11 protein-coding genes, 1 tRNA gene and 2 pseudogenes are annotated in these 12,420 nt (G+C 33.7%); 6 read left to right on the top strand and 8 right to left on the bottom strand.

Features of this window, described 5'->3' with window-relative positions:
• Positions 1 to 680 precede the first annotated feature (680 nt).
• From GO684_RS00165 to GO684_RS00150, 4 genes are all read left to right on the top strand, one after another.
• Complete coding sequence (locus GO684_RS00165; protein ID WP_175938133.1) at positions 681 to 2,120, top strand: hypothetical protein; 1,440 nt, start codon at positions 681 to 683, stop codon at positions 2,118 to 2,120.
• 4 nt (positions 2,121 to 2,124) lie between these two features.
• The gene (locus tag GO684_RS00160; RefSeq protein WP_175938067.1) at positions 2,125 to 2,733 is read left to right on the top strand and encodes a hypothetical protein; all 609 of its coding nucleotides are present in this window, start codon (positions 2,125 to 2,127) and stop codon (positions 2,731 to 2,733) included.
• A 4-nt stretch (positions 2,734 to 2,737) separates the two neighbouring features.
• Complete coding sequence (locus GO684_RS00155; protein WP_175938066.1) at positions 2,738 to 3,553, top strand: hypothetical protein; 816 nt, start codon at positions 2,738 to 2,740, stop codon at positions 3,551 to 3,553.
• A gap of 12 nt (positions 3,554 to 3,565) precedes the next feature.
• Positions 3,566 to 3,639: transfer RNA gene (locus GO684_RS00150), tRNA-Arg, on the top strand.
• Positions 3,640 to 3,915: 276 nt separating this feature from the next.
• On the opposite strand, the gene GO684_RS00145 is transcribed toward GO684_RS00150, so the two are convergent.
• The 3 genes from GO684_RS00145 to GO684_RS00140 all read right to left on the bottom strand — a co-directional run bounded on the left by GO684_RS00145 (position 3,916) and on the right by GO684_RS00140 (position 4,637).
• Entirely contained in the window at positions 3,916 to 4,068 is a 153-nt protein-coding gene (locus GO684_RS00145; protein ID WP_175938065.1) for a hypothetical protein, read from the bottom strand.
• A gap of 100 nt (positions 4,069 to 4,168) precedes the next feature.
• A complete protein-coding gene (locus tag GO684_RS05450) occupies positions 4,169 to 4,297 on the bottom strand; it encodes a hypothetical protein (protein WP_255419627.1) in 129 nt (42 codons plus the stop codon).
• Positions 4,298 to 4,406: 109 nt separating this feature from the next.
• Positions 4,407 to 4,637 (bottom strand): hypothetical protein, encoded by a 231-nt coding sequence (locus tag GO684_RS00140; protein WP_175938064.1) that lies wholly within the window; start codon positions 4,635 to 4,637, stop codon positions 4,407 to 4,409.
• A gap of 9 nt (positions 4,638 to 4,646) precedes the next feature.
• On the opposite strand from GO684_RS00140, the gene ssb reads away from it, so the two are divergent.
• Both ssb and dapA read left to right on the top strand, forming a co-directional pair.
• Positions 4,647 to 5,129, top strand: a complete 483-nt coding sequence (gene ssb, locus GO684_RS00135) for a single-stranded DNA-binding protein (RefSeq protein ID WP_175938063.1) — start codon at positions 4,647 to 4,649, stop codon at positions 5,127 to 5,129.
• A 9-nt stretch (positions 5,130 to 5,138) separates the two neighbouring features.
• Positions 5,139 to 6,041, top strand: coding sequence for a 4-hydroxy-tetrahydrodipicolinate synthase (gene dapA / locus GO684_RS00130; RefSeq protein WP_175938062.1), 903 nt, complete (start codon positions 5,139 to 5,141; stop codon positions 6,039 to 6,041).
• Positions 6,042 to 6,122: 81 nt separating this feature from the next.
• On the opposite strand, the pseudogene GO684_RS00125 reads toward dapA, so the two are convergent.
• From GO684_RS00125 to GO684_RS00100, 5 genes and pseudogenes are all read right to left on the bottom strand, one after another.
• Positions 6,123 to 7,114: pseudogene (locus tag GO684_RS00125) on the bottom strand (IS630 family transposase).
• Positions 7,115 to 7,336: 222 nt separating this feature from the next.
• On the bottom strand, positions 7,337 to 9,079 hold the full coding sequence (locus GO684_RS00120) for a type I secretion system permease/ATPase (protein WP_175938061.1): 1,743 nt from the start codon (positions 9,077 to 9,079) through the stop codon (positions 7,337 to 7,339).
• A gap of 186 nt (positions 9,080 to 9,265) precedes the next feature.
• On the bottom strand, positions 9,266 to 10,273 hold the full coding sequence (gene tsaD / locus GO684_RS00115; RefSeq protein ID WP_175938060.1) for a tRNA (adenosine(37)-N6)-threonylcarbamoyltransferase complex transferase subunit TsaD: 1,008 nt from the start codon (positions 10,271 to 10,273) through the stop codon (positions 9,266 to 9,268).
• Positions 10,274 to 10,837: 564 nt separating this feature from the next.
• A pseudogene (locus tag GO684_RS05860) lies at positions 10,838 to 11,806 on the bottom strand (transposase).
• Positions 11,807 to 12,077: 271 nt separating this feature from the next.
• Complete coding sequence (locus GO684_RS00100) at positions 12,078 to 12,302, bottom strand: hypothetical protein (RefSeq protein WP_175938058.1); 225 nt, start codon at positions 12,300 to 12,302, stop codon at positions 12,078 to 12,080.
• Positions 12,303 to 12,420 lie beyond the last annotated feature (118 nt).

The following is a 12,420-nucleotide window of genomic DNA, read 5'->3' as shown; positions in this document are numbered from 1 at the left end:
TATTCTTCCTGCCTTTTACGTCTCTTGAAAACCTTGATCAAGAGGAACAGGCTTTTTACTCTATTATCTACTGGAAACAATTCACCTTTACTTTGACCTAGCAGAGGAGATAAAGGTAGTACGGCTGTAGGAGATGGCCAATAGAAGCAGGGTTGGTACCAGAGGCGTCTAAGAAGGCATTGTTCCCATCCGTGCGCTGACATCACTATCCAAAGCTATCACTGTTGCTTGTATGCTGACGTTATTGCATAAAGTTATCACACTATCATCTATAGCATTAAGGTATATTTTTTTCTTATCGCTTAACTAGAAAGCGCCAGAACCATAGGATAAAGAAATACCCTAGCTACAAGCCTAGATGTACATAGTGAAAAAGTAGAGATTAAATGCTTTAATAGAGATAAAACCGATGACGATACTTCAGAAGTACTTACTTCTTTTACCTCACATATTAATACAATATTGATAATAATCATGTTAATGGTTTATGTCAATTAAAATTGTAGAATAAATTTCCTTAATTTTGTTATATGGGTAGATTAACATCAGTAATAAGCTTGTTAAGAAATTATAATGCAAATAACGTTGCCGTGGAAATCTGTAACAATACTTCTCGATAACGTTTAACTAATTTCAATAAATTATCTTTTAAATTCTAGATGGATATACACTTTGTTAACATGTTTAGTTCAAAATCCAAAAGTAAGTTCATGCTTTCCATTGGAGAAGAAGGCACAATATTGCTGTATTTTAAAAATAACACCTTAAATAAAAGGTATTTTGTTAAGGACAAAAATGATAAAGCAGTGTTTGACTTAAATTCATGTCTTTCATCCGATAAAAAATCACCTTTATACTTGGTATTAAACCATGCAGATCAAAATTACTCGCTACAGTTCATTCCAAGAGTAAATAGAATTAGCGCTTATCTATCGGCAAAAACGAAGATGGAACATTTCACTCGCAATAATGGTATAAGCTCAGCTCTTCTAGTTGAAAAGCCAAACAAACTCAATCAAAACTGGTGTTACCTTCTTGTTTCATCTAAAGCAAAGCATTTAGTAGAATATTGGCTGAGTGTACTTATTAAAATAGGCTCTAACTTTAAGGGAATATTAATGTTTCCCATAGAAATAAATAACATAGCAAAAAAGGTTTTTTATAATGATCCTGATAATTGGAAAATTATAGTGGTCGCAACTAAAACTGGAGGCTATAGACAAGTAGTTTTTAAAGAAAATAAAATGGTATTTACACGCCTAGTTCCATTTACCAATGATAATTTACCAGGAATTATTGCTGGTGGAATATATCAGGAAGTGCAAAATACCATTCGACACTTAACTAAGTTTGGTTTTAAAAGAAACGACCCAATTGATCTTTGTATGGTAGTACAAGAAGATATTAAGGCTAGCTTATCAGTTATAAATTTTTTAGAGAAAAGTGTAAATATATTAACTCCATATGAGTTGGGCAGGTTATTAGGGTCAGAATTAGCTATCAGTGCAAAAGATAGTTTTTGTGATACTATAATTCTATTTCACAGTTCTAAGAATAAGCCAACAGCTGTTTTTTACACAAAAGAAACTAAAGAATTTTACTTATTAAATTACTTCTATCTGAACTCTCCTCGAATCTTTCTATATTTCGCCTTAATTCTAATTGCAATCAACATTCTTTGTTTGCTAAATTTGCATTCAAATTTTAATGTTGCTGCTAATCTATTAGCAAAAAAGGAGGCTTTAGATAATCAATTAGCAAAACTAAGTCAAAGCTACAACATGAAAAAAATAGATGAAGTTTACGACTTTATCAATATCAATAATATTCTATTAAAGATAGAGTATTCTCCCCTTACACAGGTTAAATATGCAGAAAAGTTGAAAGTACCAGATGCAAAGCTTCAATCGTTCGAGTGGAATTATAATGAGGCAAAAAATTACATTACCACGATTTTAAGGTTTAATTTGCAACCTGGTAAAAATGTTTCCTACCAATATAAGGAATTACAAAAAAAATTAAACAATAACTTTCATACCTATGATATTAGTATTTCTAGCTTGCCCGCTACTGAAGGGCAAAATATACCTATTAATGTTAAAATAGGAGAGGCTATGTAAGCTAATGAACGTTTTTCAGTTAAAAAGAAGAGTTGCAATTCAACTTATATTATATCTGTTATTATCTATTGGATTAATAGGATTACTAATGTATGCTATTATTTATAACAGACAAGTCTATAATAAAAACCAGAGTGCCATTGATGAAATACGTTCTATTAATTTGCAAATCACTGATGTTCAAAAAAGGAAAGTTGCTTTAGATAAAAACCTAGATTTATGGCAAAAAATTTCCTCTTCAAATTTACATAGTAGCAGATACATTGCAAATTTAAATTTTGAGCTTGGCAAATTATATAAAAAGTACTGCATATTAGAACCTGAAATATCAATCTCTATACCTGAGGAAATTGAACTATATAACAAAAGTGAACACATAAAAGTAATCAAGAGTAAAGTAACCCTAAATTTAAGTTCAATCAGCGATAAGCACATTTTTTTATTTTTACAATCTGTTCCAAGCTTGCCTGGCTATGTTATGATCAAATCTCTTGTCTTGAACAAAGAGAGAAATATTGATGCTGCAACTATGAATCAGATTTTAAATGGCAATATGATAGAAATAGTAAGCGCCAACATGGTCTTTGACTGGTATACTATACTAAGTAGATGAAATAATGAAAATAAAGCTGCTTTTTATTTTTACTCTACTTTTCCTCGATGCTAGTACATACTGTAGTTGTGGAGATATTATAGAAAGCATAGAAATCTGCAAAGAATATACTTGTCGACAATATATTGATAATGAAGACTTTATCGAGCATAAAATATTAGGATTAAACAGTAAAGATTTATGTGTATATACGGAAAAACAGGATAATGATGAAGTGATTTGCCACCATTCCAAGCATGGAATGATGATGGAGAAAAAATATCTTGAAAGCATTTTCAAAGTTGGCAATCAAGAAATCAATAATTTCACTGATATAGTAAAACTGCGTGCAAAGGAATGTTTTTTCACAAGTAATCAAAAGGCAAGCTATATAAATCACGATGATATAATAAAGGAAGCAGTAGAGAGTGAATTTGATATTTTACCACGATACAATGATATAAAAAGCATTTTCTTTGACAAGGAATCAGTCAATAAAATGGTTAGTGAAATGGAAAAATTTAACCTACGATCCTCAAGAGCTACACAAGAAGAGATATTAAGTAATTTCAACAGCAAGGTAGTAAACTTAGACTCAATTTTATACCTTTCCCCTGATACATGGAAAATATGGGTAAATAGAAAACTGTTTACGAACACTAAGGATTTAAAAGTCCACTCAGTAACCGAAAACTATGTAACTTTTATATGGATTGTAGATCAAAAAATGACAAAAAAACAACCCAATGATTCCAAAAATGTACACCTTGGACATGGGAACGTTATGTTCACACTTTATCCGAAACAAAAATTTGACTTAGATAACTTATCTATTAAATAATTTAATAGTTGCGCGCTTGTAGCTTAGCTGGATAGAGCATTGCCCTCCGGAGGCAAAGGTCGCGGGTTCGAATCCCCCCAAGCGCATTATAACTTGATCAAGAAAAAGCCTGCCTTCATAGAAGGCTTGAGCCACTCATGAAGTGTAGGATAGTATATCATGTCTGCAGCACATTACCACGCGTTTCTTACTTTTTCATATCAGTCCAACATAACAGGTAACTATGCAATAAAACCTGCTAGATTAACGGTTTGGTGACTTGCTACTACCGTCAGAACATAAAGAATGCCCTCACGGACTGGTTACATGATATTGGCTACACCTCACCCAACTTACTACCTGGAGTTTTTTTCTTGATTTAATTACTCCAATATGCCTCTTTTCCATTTCTCTATTACGTTTCTTTCCAATAAAGTAAGAATAGCTTTACTAGCTAATTTGCCACCAATGTTGTTACCATGTAAATTAAGTTCAGTAAGATTTAAAAGATTATCATTAGCTAAATCCTTTGTCATAAATTCTGTTCACACTTAGATCAAGCACAGTAAGCTATGCAAGCTCAGCTAACTTTTTTGCACCTTTAATCATTAATTCTTACATATTTTAAACTAAGTTTTACAATATGCTTATTGCTTTTAAAAAACTTACTAGCTTGTTTATATCGACTGTAGCACCCAACACTTTTAAAGCACTAGCTTCTACATATTGGTTAAAGTTTACTTTACCCTCCCATGATATATGCATATTAATAACTTAACTGGCACTTCAGTAACTGTCAACCACTTTATACAATGTTCAAAATCATATAAGGTTTACATGTAAAAGATAAGACCTAGCTTCACATACCTTTTCTTTAATCAGCTTTTTCTATTGACCAGTAAAATTTTTTCAGTTGCTCACTCCATAGTAACGGTATCTCATTCTTCCTGAAGTCTATCACTTTCAGATGACCTAGTTGGATCTCATCTAAAACATCTTCTTTTACTTTTGGTGCTAGATAATTTAAACGCAAGACGTGTAATGTACTTCTTATTAAATTTGACAATATTATTTTTACATAAGATAATATAAAGAGTTTATTCAAAGCACAATTATGTCCAACGGTACTGTAAACAAAGTCATATTAGTTGGTAATTTAGGAAGGGATCCTGAAATTAGAACTATGCAAAATGGAAAAGAGATGGCGAATTTTTCAATAGCTACATCTGAAGGTTGGATTGATAAACTTTCCGGCGTGCGCTCTGAAAAGACAGAATGGCATAATATTGTAATTTTTAGCGAAGGATTAGTAAAAATCGTAAAAGATTTTGCACGCAAAGGCAGTAAAGTTTACATTGAAGGCTCTTTGAAAACTAGAAAATGGACTGACCAAAATGGTAGTGAAAGATATATAACAGAAGTAGTACTACAGAATTTTAATGGTACTCTTATACTTTTAGACTCACGAAATAATGCACCAAGCTTTGACTATAAATCAAACGAATACAAGCAAGACGAAATAGATCAAAAAAATCAGTATGAAAATTTCGATAGTGAGGCAAAAGAAGAGCTAATCGACGATGAAATACCATTTTAATAACTGCAATTGAAACCATTATCTACATTTTTATGGACTGCTTGCATCACTCCCTTTAATTACAACGGAGATAGTATAGACTATTGCAGCTTACAGCACTTGCTGGCAATGCAAGCTAAAGCTAAAAATGGTGTAGTGCTGCTAGGTAGTACAGGTGAAGGTCTATCGCTCACTAATTCTGAAAAACGCACATTAGTTAAATTTGTATGTAAGCTGAAATTAAACACGAAAATCATAATTGGTGTGCCGGGAATAAATTTACATCAAACTCTTGAATGGCTTAACTTTTGCAAGGATATACCCATTCATGGTTACTTAATGACAACTCCCATTTACACAAAGCCTGGCGTTATAGGACAAACTTTATGGTTTGAAAAGCTGCTTGAAAAGGCTCACGTGCCAGCTATGTTTTATAACATCCCATCAAGAGCAGGAGTCAGCCTTCACACTGAAACTGTATGCAACTTATCTAGCCACGAAAGATTTTGGGCTATTAAAGACTCAAGCGGAACCGTTGATACTTTAATTAAGTATAAGAAAGTCGCACCAAATATCGAGGTTTTTTGCGGAGATGATGATATGATGCATGACATGGCTACCCACGGTACAGCCGGCCTAGTTTCCGTTGCTTCCAATGTCTGGCCACACGTAGCACATGAATATGTTAAGCAATGCCTTAATGGTAAGAGTCTTCATACAGATGTCTGGCAACAAGCTTGTAAAGCTCTATTTATTGCTAGCAACCCAATACCCACTAAAGCACTGCTACATGATATTGGACTTATAGAACATAGAACTGTCCGCCTACCACTCAGTACACAAGACTTACCTTCTGTTAATGAGATAAAAAAAGCAACTGAAATAATTCTAAATTTAGAAAAAGTCAATCATTTTTATCATCCTACCGCTTGACCGTAGGATTCAGTCTGGATTACAGCGTCACACACTGGAATGACACTATTTTCCGTCTACTCCTAATAAAATCCTCATTTGTTAGTAAGTAAAATAAGCAACATCGCAGAGTTGTTTAATTGCAGAGTGAGAAAGAGAGGTAATAAATTTGCACAAAGCGCCCTCAAACAATGCAATTGTATTATAGATTTTACCATGCAAAATGCTCTGTTTTATATATAACAAAAGTTTCTCAATAAGATTGAGCTCAGGTGAGTATGGTGGTGGGTTATAACCTCGATATTTTTAGGTACCTTTAAATTTTTTGACTTACACTAACTAGCATAACCCGTGACAAGAAAGGCTTCTTGTATTTCTAAATATTATGACATTTATTCAAGAAATATATTCATACAATCAGTGTTGACATTCAGTGCAACAAGCTGGAACCCTCTCCATTTCTAGGATCAACTGCACTGTAAAGATAAAAATTTTGTTTACCTAATTTTACTTTAACTTGTATTTTAATATCCTTTTTAAACCACTCGTGTCTAACTTTCGAATATATGCTAAACCGCCAATTCATCAAAGAAAAGCTCTTGTTCAGGAATACTTTCAATAGCCTCATTAAGTTTTCTTTTAAACTTTTCCTATCTACCTTTATCTTGTTCATTGTAAATTGGCCTTGACGTAATATATGAAAACTTCACTTTCTGCATATTGCAATATACTGTAGACTTCTGACGTTCAAGCTAAATTTTTCCTAGATTTTTATCCTCATTCCTTTAGTAGTAATATTAGCTTTTTTGTACCATGCTTCAACCAGTTCAAACTGGCTCTAATTCAATCTAGTTTTTCACCGTCAAGGGGGAGCAAATAATTTTTCCTTTCTTCCAAATTTTAGCGCTTCATCTATGTAGCTAGTGCTGTTTTTGAAACGCAACATATTCTTCTATAGCTGCTATACTGTGTTTTCTTGCTACAATTACAGTATCTAGTTTTTTTTGCAACACATGCATTATTTTATAATTCTTTTAGCATTCTTTTTGTTGATTTCACGACTTTTCATCCAATAATTTTGATTTCAACACTATTTAAACCCCGCTATTTTACTTGCTTCAGCATGGCCTCTTTCCCACTGTTGCCCACCTGTTCCTTATATAGTAGGAATTAGTATAACATGAAAACAAAATAGAGCTAAACTCTTTTTACAACGCCTATCTACCGTCTCTCACACCACTTGGCCGAATGGATACGAATACCTTAGTAAATAAGTGGATTATTAAGGTAAAAGAAAGTAACAAACACTGCTCTCATTAACTACTTGCCGAAGAACGCTTATCTTCTGCATCACCTAATGATGAAGCAACTAATTTACTCAAAATCTCATCTTTCGGTCCCATAGCATAAATAACACCGTCTGACATGAGTATTACTTTATCAACCACAGATAACAATGTTAGTTTGTGAGTTACGATAACGGTAGTTGTATTCTGCTTTCTTGCAACACTGATTGCATTAATTAAGCATGCTTCTCCATTGCTATCTAAGTTGGCATTTGGCTCATCGAGCACCAAAAGTTTTGTATTCCCATAAAAAGCTCTTGCAAGACCGAGCAGCTGTTTCTGCCCACCAGAAAGTGTTACTCCAAAACTCCCTATCGTTGTATCGTACCCATTTGGTAGACTTAGTATCAGTTCATGTATTCCTGTGATTTTTGCTGCTTTGACTATTTCTTCAGGATCTGGATCTAATCTCATGCGAGCAATATTGGCTTTAACACTGGTATTAAATAATTCAACATCTTGAGGTAAGTAACCAACATAATTACCGAAATTTTCTCGATTCCAAGTGTACACATCAGCGCCGTCCAGTCTTACTACGCCAGATATAGGTTTCCACACACCAACAGTTAGTTTTGCTATGGTTGACTTACCAGAAGCACTTGCACCAATAACACCAACTACATCGCCTGGTTCTATTACAAATGATATACCCTTTATTGTCGGTCTGCTGCTTCCATAAGGAGTAAAAAACACTCTATCAAATTCCAATTTTCCTGTAGGTTCTGGTAGAGCCATAGTTTGCTCTCTCTTTGGTGACGTTAATATAAGTCTTTGTAGCCTTTCATATGACATTCTTGCCTGATTTAAGAATTTCCAAGTATGAACCGCTGCATCAAATGGAGCTAATACTCTACCCATTAAAATCGAAGCAGCGATAATACTACCGGCAGTCTTATGAGCTGTAATCGCAAGTAATGCACCTGTTCCAATTACCGATATTTGCAGAGTTGAGCGTAAAAACTTGGTGATACCAGTAATTACATTAGAACGATTTTGTGCTTTGATTTGCATCGCCCGATTTCGGTCATTTCGTTTACACCAATCAGAGACTATGGATTCTGACATACCCATAGCTTCAACTACTTCTGCATTTCTCGTTGCAACGTCTATAGCGTTGATGTTACGTATAGTTTCTTCGTTAGTTTCTTGTAATATACGTTTAGTAGCAAGCTCATTCCATACTGCCATAGAGACTAATATAATAATTCCGGTAACAGCTATGAATCCCGTGGAAGCATGTATCATAAAGATCACAACAAGGTAAATTAAAGACCATGGAGTGTCAAATAGTGAAAATATTCCATTTCCTGTAATGAAATTTTTTATCAGTCCAAGATCTCGTATTGCTTCACCACTGGAAGTTGAGCTCTGCACTGATGTTAGCCTAATTGATCTTACTATCAGGTCTGGTGTTACAGCTTTATCAATCCAATCACCAATTTTTGCCATGGTTAAATATCGGCAAGTTTCAAGCATTGCAGAGCACGCAAACGCGGATAAAGTGATAATTGTCAGCATAGTTAGTGTTGATACGCTTCCGCTTGATAGCACTCGGTCGAGCACTTGAGAGGTGTAAAGTGGCAGAAATAACATTAACAAATTGATTCCTGAACTAAACCAAAAAATAAACCAAAATGTACCTTTGCATTTTTCTAAGCAGACATACAGTGCGCTTTGCCTCAATTCTTTTTTTATTGATGGAGTAATTTCCACAATTTCTTTCTCAATCTAATTCATGCACCGCATATAATTTTTATTATAAAAATATTAACAACGGTAGTTAGCTTATTCTAAGTTAATAGAATAAAATATTAACACATGTAAACAAGAAATATAAACGATAACAAAAAGAAATAAAATTGATATTTTCTGCATTACTTAACCTAGAGCTAAAAATTTTTAATAACTTTCCAATTCCCACCTTGGCCTTGGTGCAAAATTGAGGGAGTTTATGTAATCCTTCTGTAATATTTCAACTCCTGTCCACCCAACCATTACTGCATTATCTGTACATAAGTTACTTGGAGGAAAAAACATGTTTAAGTTTATGTGTTTTTTCAATTTTCCTCTCAGGAAACTATTTGCTGCAACCCCACCAGTAATCACAAAGTCTTTGATCTTAATATTTAAAGATTCAGCCATAATAACTGCATTTTTGACTCTATCCAATAATATTTCACTAATACACTCTTGAAACGAAGCGCATACATCGCACACGTCTTGTTCACTCATTTCAAGTTCCCGCACTAGGTTCTTTACTACAGTTTTGATCCCAGAAAATGAAAAATTGCATCCAGGACGTTTTTTCATTGCCCTTGGGAACCTAAACCTTGCGCCATTGCCCTTTTTAGCTAGCTTCTCAATTAATGGACCTCCTGGATAGCTTAATCCCAACATTCTAGCAACTTTATCAAATGCTTCACCTAACGAGTCATCAAGCGTTTCTCCAAGTTTAATATATTTACCTACATTCTGTGCAATTAAAAATTGGCAGTGACCACCTGATATTAACAGGACTAAAAACGGAAATTTGACTTCATATAGTAACCTAATAACCAATATATGCGCTTCTAGATGGTTAACAGCAATGAATGGTTTCTGTGTCACGTGTGCAATTGCTTTGGCCATCATTGTACCAACTATTAACCCACCTATAAGCCCTGGTCCTGACGTTGCCGCAGTCGCATCCAGATCACAAAAATTGAGGTTGGATTTTTCCATAGCGTTTCTTATCAGACTGCCTAGATGCTCCATATGAGCACGTGATGCTATCTCAGGAATTACACCGCCGTGTTTTTTGTGTTCTGCTTGAGAAAGAATTTCATGAGCAAGGATTTGCTTGTCACTATTTACAATCGCCACTGCAGTTTCATCACAGCTTGTTTCAACGGCCAAAATGGTTTTCATTTATATCTAGTTATGTACACTGAAACTATACTTTAAAACACTGCGAAAGTTAACTGTGTTCTACTCATACTAGTTCCCACTATACTAAGAAACGGACGGATAATAATTGAAAGGAAGCTTTACGTAAGTAAAACAACGAGGTTTAAATAGCATTGAAATCAAGATTATTGGATAAAAATGCTATAATTACAGCAAAAAAGTACAGTATAACAGCCTTAGCAAAATATGCTGCATTTTAAAAACAGCATCAACTACATAGATATAAAGTACCTAAAACTTGGAAGTAAAATTATTTACTCCCCTCAACGTCATAGAAAAACTAGATTGAATCAGAGTTAATTTGAATAAGTTAAAGTATGGATGCAAGAAAGGCCCAATCTTTTATTAAAGAAATGAGTAAGAATCCAGGAAAAATTTGACTTGAATGTCAGCAAGCTTATAGTACACTATAATACACAAAAATAAAGTTTCCACATATTACGCTAAGGCCAATTTATAAACAAGATAAAACGTAGATAGGAAGAATTAAAAAAACTTAATTGAAATTACTGGTAATGTCAGCTCTTATTTCCAGTGTGTCAAGTAAGTGACATTGCAGAGTTGTTTAATTGCGAAGCAAATTAAAGAGGGTCATAAGTTTGCATAAAGCACTCTCAAGCAAGATAATTGCATCATAGACTTTTACAAAATGTTCTGTTTTATATACAACCAAAATCTCTCAATAGGATTGAGCTCTAGTAAGCATGGTGGTAGGTATATAATCTCGATATTTTTAGTACCTTCAAATTTTTTGACTTATGCCAACTAGCATAACCCATGATAAGAAAGGCGTCTCGTATTTTTAAAATGATTGCAACACTTGTTCAAGAAATATATTCATATAATCAGTGTTGACATCAGGTACAAATACGCTAGAACTCTCTATATTTTTAGAATTACTCACTTTAATTTTACTTTAATCTGTGTTCTCACGCCCTTTTCAAATCACCCGTATCCAATTTTTAAACGTACGCCAAATCGCGATTCATTAAAGATGAACAACTCTTGTTCAGGATACTTACCAATAATCTAATTAAGTTTTTCTTAAACTCTTCTGCCCACCCTTATCCTGTCCATTGTGAATTGTTCTTGACATAATATGCAAAAACTCATTTTTTGCACACTACGGTGCACTATAGACTTGTGACATTCAAGCTAAATTTTCCTTAGATTCTTATTTTCAATGATAATATTAGGATTTCTTTGCATCCATACTTCAACTTGTTCAAATTGACTCTGATTTAATCTAGTTTTCTTATGACGTTGAAGGGAGCAAACAATCTTTCTTCTCTTCCAAATCTCAGGTGCTTTATTCATATAGTTAGTGCTGTTCTTGAAATGCAGCATACTTTACTACGGCTGTTATACTGTACTTTTTGTTGCAATTACAGCATTTAGTTTTTTTACAACATGTGTGCTATTTAGCACTTTCTTCAGCATTTCTTTTTCCGATTCCACAACTTTTTTATCCAATAATTTTGATTTCAGCGCCATCTAAACCTTGCTATCTTACTTACTTTAGTATTGCTTCTTTTCCATTAGCCTATCCGTTCCCTGCACAGCAGGAATTGGTATTAGAACACAGGTTAAAGTGAAATTAGGTAGACAAAATTTTTGTCTCTATAGTGCAGTTAATTCCAAAAATATTAGAGAGTTCTAACATACTTACACTGAATGTCAACATTGATTATATGAATACATCTCTTGAATAAATGTTGCAACACTTAAAAACACAAGAAGCTTTTCTTGTCATTGATTATACTAATTAGCATAAGCCAAAAAATTTAAAGGTACCTAAAAATATCGGGATTATACATCTACCACCATACGCACCTGAGCTCAATCTTATCGAGGACTTTAGTTGTATATAAAACATAATACTTTGCATAATAAAGTCTATAATACAATTGCTTCGCTTGAGAGTGCTTTGTGCAAACTTATTATCCCTCTTTCTCACTCCACAATTAAACAACTCTGCAATGTCATTCATTTAACCCACTAACAATGAGAATTAGTATAAGCAACATCATGACCTGCAAAATGAAATATAGAAAATGAGTAGAAACAAAGAGCTCATAGACTGGATAAATAAGTAATATCACTCTTGC

The sequence above is a fragment of the Wolbachia endosymbiont of Litomosoides brasiliensis genome (genome assembly GCF_013366805.1).
Taxonomy (GTDB): domain Bacteria; phylum Pseudomonadota; class Alphaproteobacteria; order Rickettsiales; family Anaplasmataceae; genus Wolbachia.
The sequence above is the reverse complement of the archived record's forward strand: the minus strand, read 5'-3'. Positions and strand labels throughout refer to the sequence as shown.